This window comes from Algorimicrobium bowmanii, assembly GCF_054031195.1.
In genome coordinates this window covers 1058527-1080000 of sequence record NZ_CM132929.1, presented here as the reverse complement: position 1 = coordinate 1080000, position 21474 = coordinate 1058527, and the positions used below count along the sequence as shown (strand labels likewise).

Here is a 21474-nt window from a genome sequence, read left to right as displayed (position 1 = left end):
TATTTCTGTTTTATTTTTTATTAGCTACTAACCAGGTACTTACAAATAATGTTTTTTAAAGAAGACCTGTGTATCTTTAATAACTCACCCTATTTATAACCTATAATATATAACCTGCTTGTTGGAACGGCTACTACTCCATCACGATTTTAAGTGTTTTACCTATTATTAATAGGACACATATATATAGTATATGGGAATTTTGGAGAATTGTACGGCCGTATTAATTGCTAAATACAGTATAAACTAAAACAACTATCATCTTAGTTTCCCAGACAATAGTTGTTTTAGCCTATTTATGTATATATAAAGTACAAACTTTATAGTTCAGCAGTAATCAGATTAACCTTGTGGTTCTATTAAAACTTATTACAGGAAGAAGTTCCAGACAACTCCAAACCTTACCGTGAAATCTCTATAAGGGTAATTTGGTGCTGAATAATAATCATAACCTGTCCACGCGGAATTGAAATGTTCTGCTTTAAGATAAATACGTATCTGGCTTATTTTTGCATTAATAAAAAAGTCGAACCTAGGGAAGTCTCCATATTCCTCTGTGTTTTGCACATAGAACTCAGCCAGCAAAGGATCGTAAGCATCCATTTTATAACTACTAAAATAACTAAATGTAATTCCTGTTTGTAAAAACAAGGCATTTTTAAAAAACCTATTAGAATATACTAAGGTGTTTCTAGTAGTAAACTCGGGTACATTAAAAATCATTCCATCATCTTGTACATTTTGATACATGATAGTATTATATAATGTAAACTTTTTAAAGAAATTAAACCCCTTCTCCCATTTCAACTTAAAGTAACTAATAGATTCATCTGCTTGAAATGGCTTTACTAAGTCGACACTCGTATCTTTCATAAAATACGTGTAGTCGTTTATATTAGTAAAGTTTGCTGTTATGCTTCCGAAGAAACTTGAATTAACAAAAAAACCTAGTTGCTGTGTTTTGGTGTTTTTTAAACTATTCTGCCAGTTATAATTAGTATAGACACTTTGATAGAGTTGAAAATTATAATTAGCCGCTCTTGAATTCTGATTTAAATGCGCACCAAATGATAGGTTATCATTTAAACGATAGGATGCCTGACCTAAGAAATAATTACCATCATAATCTCCCGCTATATTCAAACCAGCTTCAGCATGTAAATTAAAGCCTTTTATAGTTTTATCGTAAACACCATCGATAGCTAAAACATCTCCTTTAAGTCTATTAGTAATAAAGGTATCGTCTAATAGCGCAACTTGGTCATATCCATAATTAAAATTAGTGTATCCGAGATTGAATTCTAACTGACCTAAAGTGCGACTATTATAATTCACACCAAACTTGGTATTGAAATTTTCGAGTGTTACACGGTCTCTTAAATCAGAAGACTGAAATGCCTCACCAAAATAATCTGTTTCATTATCTTGTGTATACTCGTAGTATTTATCTTCAAAAGAGATAATATTAGTAAGACTAAGTGTATTATTAGCTAAGGAATCGTTTTTCTTAATTAGGTAATAAGCTTGATCTAAATGAAAACGTTTACCTTCTAGTATGTTCTCGGCATCCTCAAAATTAACAGCTAAAACACCTCTATCTATAAATTCGGGATTACCAGATTCGAAGTACGGTATATTATCATCTTGAACGCCTCCATTTTCTTCATTCATTAAATCTTGCATTACCACATGTGCGTTAGCTATATACCTATTGTTTTTAGTTTTATAACTTGTGGTGAATCTAAAATTACCAGTACTAGTTAGTATGTGTTGATATTTACCTAAAGATCGTAATCCCTTATAAGCAATAGAAAAATTTAACTGTTTTGATGTGTTAACGGTAAAAAAGGCGTCTAACTGCTGACCTTGCTCAAAAGCCGTTTTATAATAGAGCTCCGTAAAAGGCGTTGGCACTTCATAATAATTAATATCTTCAATTTCCATATAATTAAAATGACGCGCTCGTGCACCAAACAAAGGCATTAAGGCATCTTTCTTATAGGTGTAACTAAGAGAATTATAGGTTTGACCAACATTAGAAAACGGTAATAACTCGAAATTATCGCGGCGTAGGTAATTAAATTTATATTCTTTCTGAATGGTTAAAGTCGTATCGACATAAGTAGTATCGTTTCGGTGTGAAATAATAAGATACTGTTCTATTTTAGCATCCGGATTTTTAATATCTTTAATACTTGTGCTTTCGGTTGATCCTCTTGAAAGCGAATCGCCATACTGTGAATTTCTTTCACGCAATTGATCATTACCAAATTGATCTATTTGACCTTGCATTAAATTAACACCAAATATTAAAAAAGCGATTAAAATTAGTTTCCTCATAATTATTTTTTCGACCTTGCAAATGTATTGACAATTTATAATAACCTTGTTATATTAAGAATAATTTACATGCTAAAATTACAATATTCAGATTTTTCACTTGAATGCGGTACGGATGAAGCTGGACGTGGTTGTTTAGCAGGACCTGTAACTGCTGCTGCTGTAATACTTCCGGCAGATTTTAAAAACTCTATCTTAAACGATTCAAAGCTACTATCTGAAAAAAAACGTAATATACTAAAACCTATTATAGAAGAAGAAGCTTTTTGTTTTGGTTTTGCACATATTTTACCTGCAGAAATAGATGAAATAAACATTTTAAATGCATCTATTTTAGCCATGCACAAAGCCATAGACGCTTTAACCACTACACCAAATTTTATAATTGTTGATGGTAACAAGTTTAAACCTTATAAATCGGTTCCTTTTGAAACTATAATTAAAGGAGATTCTAAATATTTAAGCATAGCTGCAGCTTCGGTTTTAGCCAAAACCAACAGAGATGCTTATATGGAACAAATACACGAAGAATATCCCATGTATAACTGGAAGCAGAACAAAGGCTATCCAACAAAAGAACACCGAGAAGCTATACGTAAATACGGTCCAACAAAATACCATAGAAAATCCTTTAAACTACTACCAGAACAGCTGAAATTAGAAATGTAACTTCGGTTAGTATTCATTTTAAAGCCTTAAATTATTTATGTAGGTTTGTATAAATTCTTACTTACATGAAAAACACTTGGCTACTATGCATATTAGGTTTGTTATTTTTGGGATGCAATCCTTCAAAAAACAAGTCCAAATTAATAGATTATTTAAGTAATGATGCTACAGCCATTATTAAAGTTAAAAACATTGCAAGTTTAAAAAGCAACATTAATAACAATGCCTTTTTACAAACCTTAAGCACTAGTGCTGCTTATGAAAACCTGTCAAGTAAATTAGATATTTTACAATATTTAAAAACGGAAGACGATGTTTATCTTTCACTGTTTAAAGATAAAAGTGATAGTTTAGGTTTTTCAGTTGTTACAGCACTTAAAGACAACTTATTTAAAATAGACTCCTTACCAAACTACAGCGTTGAAACCTTAAAATACGGTAACAATAGTATTACAAAAAGTACGGTAGCATCTCAAACGGTTTTTAGTATTATTAAGGACCATATTTTTATTGCCGCTTCTAGTCAAAACTTATTACAAAAAACGCTTGAAGATGCCAAAATACAACCACAAATAGAATTATTGATTAATGCATCTGATACCGACAACCAATTATCTGTTTTTATAAATAAAGAACAAGATCAAACTGTTAATAGTTTTTTTATAAATGAAACTTTACAAACCAACACCCTTACTGATTATCTATTTGTAGACATTAATATTGAACAGAATGCATTAAAGTTAAATGGTGTTATAAAATCTGCCGATTCATCAAAAAAGCTAATTGATGTATTTAAAAATACAACTCCTCAAGAAAACAAGCTTGCAAACATAACCCCAGCAAACAGTGATGGCTTTTTAAGTATAACATTCAACGATTTTCCGCTATTCAATAATAACCTCAACAACTATAGGCAAACGGACACTACACTAACCACCTCATTATTTGACAATGTTATTGAGGCTGGTGTTATTTATGAAGGTCAAAATAAAGCTGTCGTTTTAAATTCATTAGATATTTTCATAACTAAAGATGCTTTATTAAATGATCAGGATCTTATAGAAAGCTACCGCGAAATTGATATCTATAATTATAGTCATGCTAATTTGTTTTCTAAAACCTTCGCTCCTTTTATAAGTTTTAACCAAGCTAATAAGTATTTTATAATAGACAATTATATTGTTTTTGCAGACGACCTTGATTTTATTCATAACATAATAGCCAGTTATAAAAACCAAACCACATTTAGTTCTCGTAGCCATTACAAAAACCTAAAAGAGCAATTTAGTGATGAAGCATCCATACTAAGTGTTGTAAGTCCAGAATACCTAGAGGTTCTTATAAATAGAAATATTAAAGATAGTTTAGATTTAAAAGTTGGTGCGTTTAATAGTACTGGAATTCAGTTTATATATGATACAAATTTCGCCCACTTAAATGCGGTTATTCAAAAAGGAAAATCTCGCACATTTGAAAAAGGAATTAGCGAATTGGCTTCCATAAAAATAGATGCCGATATTTTAAATGGACCACAATTAGTAACAAACCATATTACTAATGAGAAAGAAATTGTTGTACAAGACATAAAAAACAACTTGTATTTGATTTCAAGTAGTGGTAAAATTTTATGGAAGAAACAACTACAAGGTGCTATTTTAGGTGATATTCAACAAATGGATATGTATAGAAATGGTCGTTTGCAGTTAGCTTTCACTACTCCAAACAGGTTATATGTTTTAGATAGAAACGGAAAAGAAGTAAAACCTTTCCCACTAAAATTTAATGATCCAATTACGCAACCTTTATCAGTTTTTGATTACGACAGTAACCGCAAGTACCGTTTATTGGTAACACAAGGATCAGAAATTATTATGTTAGACAGTAAAGGAAAATCGGTTAAAGGATTTAATTTCTCGAAGGCTGCAAGTAACTTAATTCACCAACCTCAGCATATTAGAATCGGTAGAAAAGATTATCTAATTTTCAAAACAGCCAATAAGTTATATATTTTGGACCGTGTAGGAAAAACACGTATTACACCTAAAAAAGACTACCAGTTTGCTAAAGGACCTGTATACTTTTATAATAATAGTTTTGCAACAACGACAACTTCAGGTAAGTTAGTAACGATTGATACTAAAGGTAACACCGCAACTCAAGATTTAGGTTTAACGGATTTACATAGTTTAGTAACTACAACCAAAACACTAGTTGCCCTATCTGAAAATAGATTGACTATTAAAAGTAAGACATATGAATTGGATTATGGTGATTATAGCAAACCGAATATTTTTTACTTGAATAATAAAATATATGTTTCTGTAACCGATAAACAAACCCAAAAAGTGTACTTATTTGATAGTAATGCGAAACTTTTACCAAACTTCCCGGTTTATGGAACTTCGGAAATTGATATGGCTAATATTGATAAAGGACGTAACCTTGAATTTGTAACAAAAGCAGATAACAACAGTATTTTGATTTATGAAATACACTAAAAATCAAACACTTGAACCTTAAAAACTTGTGGTTTTCTATAATTTTTAGCTTTAAAATGTTAACTTTATAATATTCTTCCTATTAATAAAGCAAAGAACATTTAAATTTTAAAAATTATGAAAAAACAGCTTTTAGTACTATTCATTTTATCTGCTTTTAGTTTCTCTTTTCTCAGTTGTGAAGAAAACACCCCTGAAGAATCAAACGAACAAACGGCTAATCCCTTAACAGAAACCAACTATGTTTACGAAGGGGATTTGAGGATTTATTATCTACAAACCGAGAACATACGTTTAGAAAACAATATCACGGTGTGGGAACAAGTATCTCCTAATGACCCTGGTTATGATGAAGCTCAGGATAACATTAATGAAGCTAATGCAGAAATTGAAGATAATGAAAGTGAAATAGCTAGTATACCTTCACCATCAACAGCTTTTCAATTAATAAACCCTAGGATTCCTCCTATTCCTCCATCGCCATCGCCATGCCTATGTTTAGATTTATTTAATAGCATCCGAAATATAGTTTACATGCCAGGCACCGATAATTTATTAATCTCTATTCAAGATTACGAAGATGAATCCTACTTAGTACCGGTAAATACGGACCCTAATGTTAACAGTATTCCAAATACACAAAACACAGGGCATTTTCAAACATTAGATTTTGAAAGCACAAATTTTACTGGTCATGCATTATTAACCATACAGAGTGATAGTGAAAGTTATACTATAGATGTTAACTTTGTTAACCTGCCTTAAAACAGGAACTTCAAGAAAAATAATTGTAAATTAGTCTTCAGTGATTCTGAAGACTTTTTTTATATGAAATCAATTCTATACATTTTCCTAATAGTTTGTTTTACCAATTTTAGTATAGCACAAAACAAAACCGATTCTATTTATAATACTAAAATAACTAACTTTTACCTCAAGGCATACAAACATATGTATGCTCAGGAAGATTCTGCTTACTACTATTTTAACGCCATAAATAAAGAAGCTCAAAAGCATGATGACTTTGAAATAATGTTTAGTAGTATTAGTTTTTCTAATAAAACAGCTGCCCATTTTTACAACTTAAAGAAAATGCGTGCAAACTTAAATCAATTAGACTCTCTGATAATAACAGAAAACAGAAACTTTAAAAACCATGAAAATTACAGAATCTATATAAATTCGATAGCTTTAGACAAGGGCATCTATTATTTCAGGCTAAACGATTATGACCAGGCTAGAAAGTCTTTTCAATCTATAATAGCGTCAATTGAGGATGTTGCTGAATCAGATCTAAACATGTATTTAATTGATTTATTATCAAGCGCCTATAGTTTTATTGCTAAAATGTATGTTAACGATGGGAAATATCAACTAGCGAAAGCATATTACAAAAAAAACATTCATTTTTTAGAAATTAAGAAAGCAAACGATATTATAAAGATTAATCGCACTTACAGTTTATTAGCAGAGGTTTTAAAAAATGAAAATGATATAGCTACATCTAATAAATATTTTAAAAAATCATTAGAATACAGTATTAATCACCAAGGAAACCTCAGCAGCATTATTACAGATGCGAATCATTTATTAGAAAACTATTTACAAGTTGCAAAATTAGATAGCGCTCGTTATTATCTAAAGGTCATAAAAAATCACCTAATTGAAAATCATCCCAAAAGGTATATTTATCATGAAGCAAAATCTAAAATCAATGAGGCTGAACATAATTTTGAACTGGCTACTGATGAGCTTCAAATAGCCTTACAATTAGTTCAGAAAAAGTGGCAGAACAAACCACATAATGATGTTGCTGAAATTTATAATAAATTAGGCCTATTACATGCTAGGCACAACCAAGCAGAACAAGCCATAGTGTATTATAATTTGGCTCAATTACAATTAGAAACGAGTAGCGTTACATCAACCATTAACCAAAGTACACGTTTAAAAACAGAGAATAATAAAGCGAAAGCTTTAAATAGCTTATCATTATTTCCTGAAAGTTTAACTTGTGTAAGCCAAGCTATAAATACTTTAGACAGTTTAAAACCTAGTTTTAAAAATAATACAGATAAACTCTTTTTAATTGAAAATGCCTATCCTATTTTTGAATCGGGTATTGAAGCTGCATATAATTTATATCAATCAGATCAACAAGATTCATTAATAAGTAAAGCCTTTCATTTTTTTGAAAAAAGCAAAGCGGTTTTATTAATGGATGCTATGCAAGCATCACAAGCTACTACATATGCCAATATTCCTAATGAAATTACAGAAAAAGAAAATCTATTAAAATCTCAAATAAACTATATTAGTAAACAACTTAACCAACAAAAAACGCCTGATTTAGAAGATGCCTTGTTTCAAACAACCAAAACTTATCACTCACTAATTGATACTATTGAAACAAAATATAAAGCTTATTATAATTTAAAATATAATACTGATGTGATTTCGGTATCACAACTTCAAAAGTTTTTAGACTCACAAACAGCAATTGTTTCTTATTTTTATGGTTCAAAGGCTATTTATAGCATTACCATAACCAATGAAGACAAAGTTTTTAAACGCATTGACCGCAATACAGGTTTAGATAATTCTATTAGCACAGTTTATAACGCCTTAAATAATCCGAAATTTGACTTAGATACGTTAAACAACCTCTCGTTCCAATTGTACGAACAGTTACTACAATCTACATTATATGGAATTCATAAAGAGAAACTCATTATTATTCCAGATGGAAAACTAAACTACCTACCTTTTTCAGCATTGTCTACCAACGGATCCACGCAATACCTGATTTTAAACCATGCTATTAGCTATGCTAATTCTGCTACATTATTGACACAGCTATCTCAAAAGAAAATCACAAATTCAAATATTCTTGCTTTTGCACCTAGTTTTGATGATGCTGAAACCGAGGGATTACTTCCATTGGCTCATAATAAAAAAGAGGCCTCCTCAGTCTTAAAGCATTTTCAAGGTACTGCTCATGTAGATCACGAAGCTACACTGCAGAACTTTAATAGTGAAAGTGCTAATTTTGGCATATTACACTTTGCTACCCATGCAGTTTTAAATAATAACCATCCGGAATACTCGTATTTGGCCTTTCAACCAAACAAAAATTTAAATCATCTACTTTATGTAAGTGATTTATATAACCTATCTATAAATAGTAGTTTAGTAACATTAAGTGCATGTGAAAGTGGTATTGGCGATTTAAATCTAGGAGAAGGTTTTATTAGTTTGGCACGCGGCTTTTACTTTAGCGGTGCTTCTAGTATTTGTAGCACATTGTGGAAAATTAATGACGCGTCTTCTTTAAAAATAATGGATGCCTTTTACAAAAACTTATCTGAAGGTAATTTAAAACAGGTCGCTTTACAGAAAGCACAACTACGTTTTTTAAATGAAAATAAAGATAACTCCTTATCACACCCTTATTATTGGTCGGCTTTTGTTCTATCTGGAGATACACAAGCTATAGTAGAATCCAATTATGTATATTGGTTACTTGCTTTAGTAATCGGTATATTATTAGTAATCTTGATTTTTAAACTCCGAAAACAAAACACTACCTAAGTGCTTCAAGTAAAGCTTCTGCCTTTTCTTTATTATAACTATAATTACGTGTTAGTTTTTTAAGATATACTTTGGCTTTTTCCTTCTGTGAGTCTTTAATTGCTATTAGTGCCATATACCAACTAGCTTCTGCAACAAACTTGGTATCTGCTTTTATAATTTCTAAAAATAATTGCTCTGCTTTTTTTGTTTCATTCAAGCCTAAATATGCTTGCGCTTTATAAAACTTCACATACTCTTTTTGTTCACGCTCCGGAATACTATCAAACTTCTGAAGTGCAATTCTATAATTTTGTGTTTCATAAGCTACAAAAGCTTGGCGTTCTAAAGTGTTTTCATCTTCACTTCTAGTAATGGTATATACCGTATTTGGGTATTCATTATAATTAGTTGCGTATAAATTTGAATAATCAGTACTGAAAAGCGTGTTATAACCAAACCAGCCAAACAATATTAATAAGGAGGCTGCTACTGCTAAATACTTATAATTATAAGTTGGCTTATTTTTAGCTTGCAATTCGTTTTCATAACCTTGTAATTTAACTTTGAGCTTTTTACTTTCTTCATTTTTAATAACTGCTTTTAAGTTTTTTTCAAACTCAAACTGCAACTTAAAATCGGCATCCGTTTTTAAGCGTTCATTAAAAACGTGCTCCTGCTCTTTAGTTAAGCTATTCGAAAAATAATAATATAGTAAGTCTTTATTAGTCATTGGTATTCCCGCTATTATTTATCCGTTCTTTAAGTGTTTTCATACATCTAGACTTCGTACTTTTCACGACATTCTCATTTGTATATTCAGTTCCTGATACTATATCTTTAATGGTAAAACCTCGATAATAGAAAAGTGTTAATAGTTCCTGACATTTATTACCTAAAGTCGCAAAATGTTTTTTCAATAATTCTTGCTCTGTGGTCAAATTATTTCCTTCTAAATCTAAATGACCATCAACCAACGTTTCGTGTTCTCTAAGAAGTGACAAATCGAAATCGGGGTTGGTAGTCTTTTTATTCTTTCTCATTTTATCAAATATTAAATACTTACCAATACTGAACAAATATGTTGAAATAGAACTTGTAAATGATTCAATTTTACCTTCCATAATATTATTATAAAAAATAATATAGGCATCTTGATAAACATCAACAGCATCACTATGTGATAACGTATATTTTTTAGAAAAATTTAAAAATTTATCCCGATTGCTTTCATATATAAACCTGAATAGCGTTTCGGAACCTTGCCTTAAATCTTCTACACTTATGTTCTCTTGTTGGTTTTCCATTTAATACACTAAAATTAAAAAGGTTAACACCATAATGCTAATTTAACTTTTTTTAATAAAAGCCTCTTCTTTTTCTAAGTATTCTGAATTATAAAAAAAATACACCTTAGATGTTAACCTTTATTACGTGACCTGTATAAAGTAATACAAATCATAAAAAACACAAATTATGTTACGTAAAACAAATCGCTTATTTAAAATTATTTTGGCTTCGCTAGTTCTGTTTAATTGCAGTACTGATGACGAACCTGTTTTAGCCCCTACTACACCTCAGACAGTTAACTTAGAATTTGATTTAACTACTAATCAAGATCAAATGGGAGATTTCGCCAATAATGCTATGACCGTATTTAATGGTGTAGTATGGTCTTTTGGAGGCTCCAACGACTATGTTGAAGAAGGTGATTCAACTAATGAATTATGGAAAAGTGATAATGGTATTAACTGGTCAACAGTTTATACGGAAGGGACCCTTACAGCCTCAGGAAGACATGAACATACTTTAAGTGTCTATAATGGAAAAATGTATTTAATTGGTGGACGTGATAATGCCGATAATATACTTAGTGATATATGGGTAACCGATAATGGCATTAATTGGACAAGACTATTAGAAAATGCGCCTTTTGGCCCTGTTTCCGGACATAGCACATTAGTATTCAATAACAAAATGTATGTTATAGGTATAAATATGAATACTGGTAACACACAAATTTGGTCTACTACGGATGCTATAAATTGGACTGCAGAAAACACAAATGCCTTCCCCGCTTTGAAACGTTACAAGGCCGCTGTAAAAGATAACATGATGTTTGTAATTGGAGGTGATAAAATTACATCGGAACTCAGTAATGACATTTGGAGAAGTAATAATGGTGTAAACTGGGAATTAGTTACACAAACAAGTACAACGCTTCCAGCATTAAAAAGACATACGGTTACCGTTTTTAATAATAAAATATTTGTTATTGGCGGACACACTTCTACTGCCGAACATACCAACTCCATTTATTATTCATCAGACCTAAAAAACTGGTTTAAGTATACCAACAGTAATCCCCTTGAAGAAATTAATAGTCATTTCAGCTTAATCTTTAATAATGAGCTATGGGTATTTGGTGGATCAAGAGCAGGAACCGCGGGCAGAACAGGTAAGATTTGGCGAATTATGGAATTATAAAAAACAGAATTAATGCTAATTAAATTAAATGCGTGTTAACCCTTGTTATTCAAATCGCATTAAAACCAAACACTATTAAAATCTAATAATTAAAAACATGAAACATTTAAAATCAAAATCAGTCAAAAATTACAAACTTCTTTTAACCGGTCTATTTTTACTCGCAGCAAGTATTAGCATGCAAGCACAAATAGCTATTGGCGGAGGTCTAGCATACAATGAAAAAATTTCTGGACCAGGTATTACAGTTAAAGGCGTCTTACATATAACAGATGCGATAGCAATTGCCCCGGGTGTCACGTATTTTTTTGGTAGCAGCTTATATGGCTACAATCAGAATACATTAGCTGTCGACTTAAATGCACATTACAATTTTGACCTTGTTGAAAGTAAACTTCAAGTTTACCCACTTATAGGAGCCAATTACTCAAATTACAAAACTGGTGTATCCTATTATAGTTTTTATTATGACACCTATGAAGTAAGTGACAGCGCATTTGGTGTAAATATAGGCGCAGGTGGTAGATGGAAATTTTCAGAAAAACTAAGTGTGTATTTGGAACCTAAGTATGTGGTTAGTGATTATGAGCAAATTATTATTAATGCTGGCGTACTACTACAGCTTTAAAACTATAATGCTTTGAATTAGTCTTCAATAATAAAGTAAAAATAAATCACATTTAAATCTAGGTGTTAACCTTTTAGAAATTAAACACATTAAATAAAAACAAACTAAAAATAACAATTATGAAAACACATTCAAAAACAATTCAAACAATGATGTCTAAAACGAAATTTGTATTACTTGCTTTTTTAGTAGCCTTTAGTTTTTCTTGCTCACCAGAAGATGGCAATGATGGCGCACCTGGACCACAAGGACCAGCTGGATCAGATGGTCAAGATGGAAACGCAAATGTTATTAGCTCTGGCTGGATAGAGTTTGACACAGCTGTTTGGACTCCTTTAACTAATGAATTTGGCATAGACTATAGAAGCTATCCAATAACTGTTTCTGAAATATCGCAAGATATTGTTGATAATGGGACTGTATTAGTTTACACACGCTTTGTCGTTACAGAAACACAAAACTATATGTTACCTTATACGGAGAACATAACAGGAACTGATCCTGATGGACAAACAGTTTCTTTTCGCTATAGCATAAACGACTTAACTATTAAAATGCGAAATGTAAGTGGCTCTGGAGACCCTGGCACCTTTGGTGGTCCTGGAATTGCTGAATACAGATACATCATTATTCCTGCAAGTGGTTCTGGAAAAACGTCCAACCTTAATTATTTTAAAATGACCTATGAAGAAGTCATAAATCATTTCAATCTAGAATTATAATCCTTCCTAACAATTCCCTAAAAACCGAAGTTAAAAGCTTCGGTTTTTTTATGCCTTTTTGCCTTGAAATGATTAGTATTGTAATCTGAATTTTAAGACTATGATTTCACGTAAAAACGCATCCATTTCCAAATGTATAATCCATAAAGTTGGAAATAAACACAACAGTACTAAAAACGCTTTTTCCGAAAAAGAAGTTATTTTTGATGAAGCCAGTTACGAACTAATGCTTCCTTTTTTACTACGTCCATTTGGTTCTGCGGTGCAATCCTATCGTTTTAATCATCATGCGGATATTTCTCTTAATGAAATAAATACTTATAGCTCTCAAATATTTGCTGACGAAGATAATTTTATAGAAACCTCTCAGCATATTGTTAAACATTTATTTGAGCAATCAAATTCTGCACAAATAAAAACGGGCGATGTTATCATTGTTCTTTTTGAAGGTATTGAGTTTAACGAAATGACAACCAATGCTATTGGTATTTTTAAAATTGAAAACAAAATCAACTTCTTTCAAACCTATTTAGAAGATAACAGTTACGATGTTTTAGTACAAAAAGGAATTAGCAGTAAAAAGGTTGATAAGGGCTGTTTAATTTTAAACCAAAGTGACACGGAAGGACGTATTATTTTTAGTGCGGATAACAATAATTATGATACGCAATATTGGACCAATCACTTTTTAAATATTAAATACGCTGATGATGCTAACAGTCATACCCAACAGTATATTGAATTATGTAAAGATTTTTCTGAAGATATTTTAAAAACATCCTACGGAAACCAGGAGCAAAATACATTCCTTGCCAAAACGGTAGATTTCTTTAAAGAGCATGAAGTAGTAAACGTTGAAAACTTCAAAGAAGAATTGTTTGAAGAGGATAAACACAAAGCTTTATTTGACGATTATAAGAAAACTTTTGAAGGTGATAAAAACCTAGTTATCCGAAATCAATTTGATATATCTGACTTGGTAGTTAATAAAGAGAAGAAAAAATTAAAAACTGAAATTAAGCTCGATACAAACATTCAAATTAAATTAGATATCGATGCGCCTGATGCTTCTAGCGAATACCTAACACGTGGGTATGATGAAGAAAAGAAAATGTTTTATTACAAAGTATTTTTTAATGCTGAAGATTAACGGATATAACAGACCAATTTTTTAGTTATTGGATTAATATCTTTTCAGGTTTTCTTTAAATTTAAATGCATTTAAATACAAGATCATGAAAAGAACATTACAAATAAGCAATATACTCGCTTTAGTAGTTACCATATTTATAAACTACTTATCTAATACTGGTTATCTAAACAATACTACTATAGGTGATGTATCAAAATCACTTAACACTTTATTTACACCCGCTGGATATGCTTTTTCTATTTGGGGATTTATCTACCTACTACTAATAGGCTTTATTGTTTACCAAAGTCGTAGTTTGTTTACACAAGTTAAGAATGACGATTTTATATTGAAAATAGGATGGTCTTTTGTAATATCATGCCTTGCCAATAGCGCTTGGGTACTAGCTTGGATTTATGGCTATACAACCTTATCATGTGTATTGATCTTAATACTATTAGCTGCCATACTTAGGATAGTCATTAAAACTGACATGGAACTTTGGGATGCTCCTATTTCTACCATAGCTTTTTTGTGGTGGCCATTTACATTTTATAGTGGGTGGATAACTGTAGCAAGTATTGCAAATGTATCGGCAGTTTTAAAACAGAATAATTGGAATGGCTTTGGGCTATCACCGATTACTTGGACTGTAATTATGATTGGAATAGCCACAGCTATTAACCTAATTGTAACTTGGAAACGTAACATGAGAGAGTTTGCATTAGTTGGCGCATGGGCCTTAACAGCTATTGCCGTTGCCAATAAACCTGAACAACAAACTATTTATATTACGGCTATAATTGCAGCTATAATATTAATTATAAGTTCAGGAATTCATGGTTTTAAAAACCGATCTACCAATCCTTTTTTAAAACTTAAGGCCTATTCTAAAAAAGAATTAAACTAGTTACAATTAAGATGTAACGGTTTTAGCAATAAAATTTGCTTCAAATAATTCGGTAAAATGTTTCAATAATTTTGTTTTCACTTCGGCTTCATCAACATGTTTTTTGCCCAATTCCACATGTAAAGACGTGACAGCTTTACCGCGAATCCCACAAGGAATCATGTTATCAAAATAGCCTAAATCGGCATTTACATTTAATGCAAAACCATGCATTGTCACCCAGCGACTAGCACGTACACCCATAGCGCAAATTTTTCTTGCAAACGGCGTACCTACATCAAGCCATACACCTGTTTCTCCAGGACTACGTTCTGCTTTAACACCATACTCGGCTAGGGTAAGAATTATCATTTCTTCTAGTAAACGTAGATACTTATGAATGTCTGTGAAAAAATTTTCTAGATCTAAAATTGGATACCCTACAATTTGTCCGGGTCCGTGATAGGTTATATCACCTCCTCTATTTACTTTATAAAACGTAGCCCCTTTTGCTTCTAATTCTGTTTCAGAAATTAAAAGATTAGATATGTCACCACTTTTACCAAGTGTATAAACATGTGGGTGCTCAACCAGTAAAAAATAATTAGGTGTTTCTAAATTTGCATTCTCTCTCCTATTCTTAACCTTTACATCTACAACATGCTTAAATAAATCTTCTTGATAATTCCATGTTTCCTTATAGTCACGTTGACCTAATTCTTGTAATTCAATTTTTTTATTCAAAACAACTAGTCTTTTAATACCACATGAAGATTCATGCTTTCTGGCGATTTAAACATTTCTAAAAAGTTCAATGTTAGTCGTAACGTTTTACGGTCTTTACTAATTATAGCCTTTTTATTAGAAACTTTTTTTATAGGTTTCGGGAAACTATAAACTAACGTATAAGTCATACTCTCAAAAGTTTCTCTGGAGTCTGCTCCCATAGATTCAATTTCAGCTTTAAGTGCATCCGAATCGGCTTTAGACTTTTTATAGTCGTCTTTTAATTTTCGCGAAAACCGTTTTCCATCATAAGAGTAATCTAAATAATTAAGCATATTTTTAGCCGACTTCGCCACAGCACTAGTCTCAAGTTTTGAAAACTGTTGGTTATCTTTCGAATTAAATTGTTTAGCCTTATCAATATTCTCTAAAGCTTGAGGTAAAGAATCTAATGAACTAAAAGTAGATCCAAATCCAAAGTCGAAAGCTCCAGTTTCTTCATCCATTTTAATTTTTATAATAATATCCTTTAAGTCCTTAAGTTTGTCTTGTTCGGCTTGAGGCAGCTGTGAAATACTATCTGCTTTTTCAGATAAGAGATCTTTAAAATAAACAACACTATCTAGCTTTTGTTTTTCCTTATTCTCGTCTTCAGAAGATTCACCTCCCATCTCTTTAAGCATCCCCATAACTTCACTCATGTCATAATGCATAATAAACTCACCCGAACCATCAGGTTTAAAAGTAATCTCTTCCGTAAAATTACAACTCGAAAATATCAGGGTTAACAAACAAATAAATAGCACATAAAAACGCGACATAGTATCATAAATTTTAGGACACGAAGGTACGACATTTATGTTTTAGGGTTATTTAAAATAACGAGTGCCGCTATAACACCTGGCACCCAACCACATATCCATAAAATGAATACAATTAAAATAGAACCGCAGCCCTTATCTAAAACCGCTAACGGTGGACAAAAAATAGCTAGTAAAACACGCCATAAACTCATAGTAATCTTGATTTATTGATTGATGTTATTATAGGTAACCAAAAGCATAAAAATGTTACAGTGATTTTCACTACATTATATTGAAATCCTAACGAATAGTAATTATCTTTGTTGCTTCAAAAAAATAACTTATTTAATAAAGAATATGTCGCAGTTATCAGAGGTAGAAATTGTAAGAAGAGAAAAGCTTGCAAAATTACGTGAGCTAGAAATAAACCCATATCCAGCAGATTTATTTCCTGTAGAGGAAACTTCTAAACAGGTCAAACAAAATTTTGCTGAAGGAAAAAAGGTTGTTATTGCTGGTCGATTAATGTCGCGACGTATACAAGGAAATGCAAGTTTTGCAGAACTCCAAGATAGCGAGGGGCGAATTCAAGTATATTTTAATAGAGATGAAATTTGCACTGGTGATGATAAAACCAAATATAATACAGTTTATAAAAAACTATTAGATATTGGTGATTTTATAGGCTTAGAAGGCGAATTATTTACAACTCAAGTTGGTGAAAAAACAGTTATGGTTAAAGATTTTACATTGCTATGTAAAACACTAAAACCATTACCACAACCACGTGAGGATGCTGAAGGAAAAATTCATGATGCTTTTACCGATCCGGAGCAGCGTTACAGACAGCGATATGCTGACTTAGTAGTTAACCCGCATGTAAAAGAGGTATTTGTTAAACGCACCAAACTTTTTAATGCCATGCGTAACTTTTTTAACGATGCTGGTTATTTTGAAGTTGAAACACCAATCTTACAACCAATACCTGGAGGTGCTGCCGCTAGACCATTTATTACACACCATAACAGTTTAGATATTCCTTTATATATGCGAATAGCTAATGAGTTATATTTAAAGCGTTTAATAGTTGGTGGTTTTGATGGTGTTTATGAATTTTCTAAAAACTTCCGTAACGAAGGTATGGATCGTACACACAATCCTGAATTTACGGCTATGGAAATTTATGTATCCTACAAAGACTACAATTGGATGATGGATTTCTGTGAACAATTATTAGAACATTGTGCCATTGCTGTAAACGGAACATCTAAAGCTACTTTTGGAGAACATGAAATAGATTTTAAAGCACCATATGCACGCGTTACTATGGCTGAATCTATTGAACATTTTACTGGTTTCGATATTACCGGTAAAACAGAGGAAGAAATTTTTGAAGCAGCTAAAAACATGGGAATATCTGTTGATAAAACCATGGGTAAAGGAAAGCTAATTGATGAGATTTTTGGAGAAAAGTGTGAGGGGAATTATATACAACCAACCTTTATTACCGATTACCCTAAAGAAATGAGCCCGCTTTGTAAAGAGCATAGAGATAATCCAGAACTAACAGAACGTTTTGAATTAATGGTATGTGGTAAAGAAATTGCCAATGCTTATTCTGAATTAAATGACCCTATAGATCAACGTGAACGTTTTGAAGAACAATTAAAACTATCTGCTAAAGGTGACGATGAAGCTACCGAGTTTATAGATTACGACTTTTTACGTGCTTTAGAGTACGGTATGCCTCCTACATCAGGTATGGGAATAGGAATGGATAGATTAATCATGTTTTTAACAAACAACCAATCTATTCAAGAAGTTCTATTTTTCCCACAAATGAGACCCGAGAAAAAACCGCTAGCCATTAGTGAAGATGCAAAAGCCGTTTTAGCCATATTAAAAAAATCAGGTAAAATTTCACTTACCGATTTAAAAGAAAATTCCGGATTGAGTAATAAAAAATGGGATAAAGCTATTAAAGACTTAACCAAAAATAAAGTTGCTTCAGTTGAAAAAACCGATTCTGGACTTTTTGTAGAAACAAAATAGAAGATTTAACATATTAATACATTTAAAAAGAACTGTTTTTCAAGCAGTTTTTTTTTTTATATATAATTAGTTGATACTTTAGCACTTCATTAAAGTCCCATGGAAGTCCTAATATCTAGTATTTATAATAAAATTGTTCAAAGAACATTTTTACTACCATTCTTAGCGTTTATTTTTACTACCATACTTGTATTTACCCTTTGGGATAAATCTGTAGAGGACTACCAAGTATGGGCAAAACAGCAAATACAACAAACGGGAGAAATTAGTTCTGAAAAATTCACGACCATTATAACTGAAGAAATTGTTAAGGTTGCAAATCTCAAACATAGATTAGAATTTACTGAAGGACGTTATCATGAATTCTGGGATCTCGATGCTAATCGGGTTATTGAACAATCACAAGCTATACGCTTTATTGAATGGATTGATAGCTCAATGATTATAAAAAAGATAAATCCTTTAAAAGGCAATGAATCAGCATTAAATTTAGATATCTCAAAAATAGCGTACCGAAATACCGATTGGCTGCTACATAGTAAAGATAGTACCATTAACATAACACCCTGGTCTGAATTAACACAAGGAGGCAAAGCGTTCTTAGTAGATATTCCTACATATTATAATAATAAGTTTCAGGGAACTGTTACTGCTGGTATGGATTTTACTTATGATTTTACTGATTTCGCAAATCAGCTTAAAGATTATGCCATAGAAATCTATGACAATAAAGGCACTTTAATTTATAATCATAATATGCAAAATAAAGCTAAAACGGACCCTAGCTTTATTTACAAACAACAATTAGACGTTAAACGTTTAAATAATTATTATTGGCATCTAAATTTATACCCAACAAATGATTTATTGTTCTTTACCAACAAACGTACTTTTATAAATTACACATTAATATTTGGTATTATACTCGCATTCTTGATTAGCATGCTTATATATTTCTACCTAAAAGCACTTGAAGCCACAAAACGTGTTTTAAATATCAATAAGAAATTGGCTGCAGTTAATAAACATCTGAACTTACAGAAACTTAAAGCAGAAAATGCATCGAAATCAAAAACAGACTTCTTATCTAATATGAGTCATGAAATTCGAACACCTTTACATGCTATACTTGGATTTATACAAATTTTAAAAAGCAGTAATCTTGGCACTAAAGAACAAGAGTATATTGCGCATATGGATAATTCTTCAAATAACCTGTTAGCTATTGTTAATGACATTCTTGAAATTCATAAAATAGAATCGGGAAAAATGATTTTGAATAAAAAAATATTTTCTCCAGTCATACAACTCCAAATATTATCCAATACTTATGAATATCATTTTAAAGAAAAAGGACTAGGTTTAAGTTTAAACATCATTAAACATAATAACCACAATGTGCTTAGTGATTTAAGTAAGTACAATCAAATTATAACCAATATTTTAAAAAACGCACTAAAATTTACAACAAATGGCGGCATTGAAATATTTTATGAAGAAGAAAAAATAGATGATAAATTACGTATTATCATTAGAATTAAAGATTCCGGCATTGGAATATCTCAAAACAAACTAAAAGCTATATTTAATAGATTTACACAAATAGAAAATAGTCTTAAAAAACAACATGAAGGCAGTGGATTAGGTTTAGCTATCAGTAAAGAATTTGCCGAACTTCTAGGAGGATCTATTAGTGTAAAAAGCGCCTTGAATGAAGGAAGTGAATTTACTTTTACGGCATTATTACCAATTAGTGAAGAAGACTCATTTACAATAAAAGAAACCTATGAGAATTTAAAATTACCACATTTGAAAGTTTTAGTAGTAGATGATAATCAAGTTAATGTTCTAGTATTAAAAAAGCTTTTAGAGGATGTAGACATTCAAGTAGATGCCGTTTCAAATGGGCAATTGGCAATTGATAAATTTAGATCAAATACTTATAATTTGTTGTTAATGGATATACATATGCCTGAAATGGATGGCTATGAGGCAACTGAAATCATAAGACAGGAAGATTCAGAAGTTATTATTATTGGCTTATCGGCAAATGTTACATCAACAGCTATACAGAAAGCATTAGATAGCGGAATGACCAATTATATTACAAAACCATTTACCAAAGAACGTTTATACAAGCTTATATTAACTTATCTTTCATAAAATTAAGCAATACCTTTTTCTATATACTGTAAAATACTTTTTAAAATTGTATTTTTAATACAGGTCTCATTAAAAAAAACACATATAGAATGAAAACATCTTGTTTCGTTATAATTTGCTTTTTATGTATGTCTTTAGTCTCGCAAGCACAGCAGATCAATAACGATAAATCTGAAGTAACTTTTAAAATTTCAACAGGCGGTATTTTTAAAGTATCTGGAACATTTAAAGACATGAAAGGTGATTTCAATTTCCACGAAGAAACTCTTAGCAAAGCTAATTTTAATATTTGCATTAGTGCTGCCTCTATAGAAACGGGAAATAAAAACCGGGATACGCATTTAAAATCAGAAGATTATTTTGATGTTGCTGCTTACCCTAAAATATGTTTTATTTCTAATTCGGTTAACAAAACTGCAGAAGGCTATGAAGTAATTGGAAATATCAATATGCACGGGATAACAAATCAAGTTACGATTCCTTTTACTTTTGAACAAAACACATTTAAAGGACAGCTAACAATAAATAGATACGATTATAACATAGGACCTGATTTTGGTTCGTTTCGTGTTGGAGAAACAGCAACTGTAACAATTATCTGTTATATCAATTAGTCCTATTAATACTGAAACATTAATTGTATTATAAAAACTTCTTATTTTGACGTACAAATATATCGTGTATAAAAAAACACCTAAATAAATCTGAAATAGCATAAACGTGAAGTACGTATATTTAACTATTATAAGAGACTAATTAGGTGCTTTTAAATGTATTAAAGATGTTTTCTAGTAA

Annotated in this window: 18 protein-coding genes; 12 read left to right on the top strand and 6 right to left on the bottom strand. The window is 31.1% G+C overall.

Translation table 11 applies throughout. The annotated features are described in order from the left end of the window. Positions 1–369: 369 nt before the first annotated feature. Entirely contained in the window at positions 370–2340 is a 1971-nt protein-coding gene (locus ACW5R3_RS04780; protein ID WP_456578481.1) for a putative porin, read from the bottom strand. 69 nt (positions 2341–2409) lie between these two features. Here ACW5R3_RS04780 and ACW5R3_RS04775 point away from each other — a divergent pair, with 69 nt between their 5' ends. The 4 genes from ACW5R3_RS04775 to ACW5R3_RS04760 all read left to right on the top strand — a co-directional run bounded on the left by ACW5R3_RS04775 (position 2410) and on the right by ACW5R3_RS04760 (position 9098). Beyond that, the gene (locus tag ACW5R3_RS04775; RefSeq protein ID WP_456578480.1) at positions 2410–3009 is read left to right on the top strand and encodes a ribonuclease HII; all 600 of its coding nucleotides are present in this window, start codon (positions 2410–2412) and stop codon (positions 3007–3009) included. Positions 3010–3074: 65 nt separating this feature from the next. Continuing rightward, complete coding sequence (locus ACW5R3_RS04770; protein WP_456578479.1) at positions 3075–5507, top strand: ribonuclease HII; 2433 nt, start codon at positions 3075–3077, stop codon at positions 5505–5507. 117 nt (positions 5508–5624) lie between these two features. Further along, positions 5625–6272, top strand: coding sequence for a hypothetical protein (locus ACW5R3_RS04765; RefSeq protein ID WP_456578478.1), 648 nt, complete (start codon positions 5625–5627; stop codon positions 6270–6272). Between the two features lie 63 nt (positions 6273–6335). Further along, entirely contained in the window at positions 6336–9098 is a 2763-nt protein-coding gene (locus ACW5R3_RS04760) for a CHAT domain-containing protein (protein ID WP_456578477.1), read from the top strand. Here ACW5R3_RS04760 and ACW5R3_RS04755 read toward each other — a convergent pair. Then, the gene (locus ACW5R3_RS04755) at positions 9091–9810 is read right to left on the bottom strand and encodes a tetratricopeptide repeat protein (protein WP_456578476.1); all 720 of its coding nucleotides are present in this window, start codon (positions 9808–9810) and stop codon (positions 9091–9093) included. The two genes, ACW5R3_RS04760 and ACW5R3_RS04755, sit on opposite strands and share 8 nt — an antisense overlap. Next, the gene (locus tag ACW5R3_RS04750; RefSeq protein WP_456578475.1) at positions 9803–10384 is read right to left on the bottom strand and encodes an RNA polymerase sigma factor; all 582 of its coding nucleotides are present in this window, start codon (positions 10382–10384) and stop codon (positions 9803–9805) included. The genes ACW5R3_RS04755 and ACW5R3_RS04750 overlap by 8 nt, the downstream gene beginning before the upstream one ends. A gap of 169 nt (positions 10385–10553) precedes the next feature. Between ACW5R3_RS04750 and ACW5R3_RS04745 the strand changes: the two genes are divergently transcribed. From ACW5R3_RS04745 to ACW5R3_RS04725, 5 genes are all read left to right on the top strand, one after another. After that, positions 10554–11564, top strand: a complete 1011-nt coding sequence (locus ACW5R3_RS04745) for a Kelch repeat-containing protein (RefSeq protein WP_456578474.1) — start codon at positions 10554–10556, stop codon at positions 11562–11564. Positions 11565–11661: 97 nt separating this feature from the next. After that, the gene (locus ACW5R3_RS04740; protein WP_456578473.1) at positions 11662–12192 is read left to right on the top strand and encodes an outer membrane beta-barrel protein; all 531 of its coding nucleotides are present in this window, start codon (positions 11662–11664) and stop codon (positions 12190–12192) included. Positions 12193–12311: 119 nt separating this feature from the next. Further along, complete coding sequence (locus ACW5R3_RS04735) at positions 12312–12914, top strand: collagen-like triple helix repeat-containing protein (RefSeq protein ID WP_456578472.1); 603 nt, start codon at positions 12312–12314, stop codon at positions 12912–12914. 100 nt (positions 12915–13014) lie between these two features. After that, the gene (locus ACW5R3_RS04730) at positions 13015–14064 is read left to right on the top strand and encodes a nucleoid-associated protein (protein WP_456578471.1); all 1050 of its coding nucleotides are present in this window, start codon (positions 13015–13017) and stop codon (positions 14062–14064) included. 85 nt (positions 14065–14149) lie between these two features. Continuing rightward, on the top strand, positions 14150–14956 hold the full coding sequence (locus ACW5R3_RS04725; RefSeq protein ID WP_456578470.1) for a tryptophan-rich sensory protein: 807 nt from the start codon (positions 14150–14152) through the stop codon (positions 14954–14956). Between the two features lie 6 nt (positions 14957–14962). On the opposite strand, the gene lipB is transcribed toward ACW5R3_RS04725, so the two are convergent. From lipB to ACW5R3_RS04710, 3 genes are read right to left on the bottom strand one after another with little or no spacing between them, the layout of a single operon-like run. Continuing rightward, positions 14963–15679 carry a lipoyl(octanoyl) transferase LipB gene (gene lipB / locus ACW5R3_RS04720; protein WP_456578469.1) on the bottom strand — a complete coding sequence of 239 codons (717 nt, stop codon included), beginning with the start codon at positions 15677–15679 and terminating at the stop codon, positions 14963–14965. A 5-nt stretch (positions 15680–15684) separates the two neighbouring features. Next, positions 15685–16482 carry a hypothetical protein gene (locus ACW5R3_RS04715; RefSeq protein ID WP_456578468.1) on the bottom strand — a complete coding sequence of 266 codons (798 nt, stop codon included), beginning with the start codon at positions 16480–16482 and terminating at the stop codon, positions 15685–15687. Positions 16483–16517: 35 nt separating this feature from the next. After that, positions 16518–16676 carry a YqaE/Pmp3 family membrane protein gene (locus ACW5R3_RS04710; protein ID WP_456578467.1) on the bottom strand — a complete coding sequence of 53 codons (159 nt, stop codon included), beginning with the start codon at positions 16674–16676 and terminating at the stop codon, positions 16518–16520. Between the two features lie 145 nt (positions 16677–16821). Here ACW5R3_RS04710 and lysS point away from each other — a divergent pair, with 145 nt between their 5' ends. The 3 genes from lysS to ACW5R3_RS04695 all read left to right on the top strand — a co-directional run bounded on the left by lysS (position 16822) and on the right by ACW5R3_RS04695 (position 21293). Beyond that, positions 16822–18516, top strand: coding sequence for a lysine--tRNA ligase (gene lysS / locus ACW5R3_RS04705; protein WP_456578466.1), 1695 nt, complete (start codon positions 16822–16824; stop codon positions 18514–18516). 99 nt (positions 18517–18615) lie between these two features. Then, positions 18616–20679, top strand: coding sequence for a response regulator (locus ACW5R3_RS04700; RefSeq protein WP_456578465.1), 2064 nt, complete (start codon positions 18616–18618; stop codon positions 20677–20679). 89 nt (positions 20680–20768) lie between these two features. Continuing rightward, positions 20769–21293 carry a YceI family protein gene (locus ACW5R3_RS04695; protein ID WP_456578464.1) on the top strand — a complete coding sequence of 175 codons (525 nt, stop codon included), beginning with the start codon at positions 20769–20771 and terminating at the stop codon, positions 21291–21293. Positions 21294–21474 lie beyond the last annotated feature (181 nt).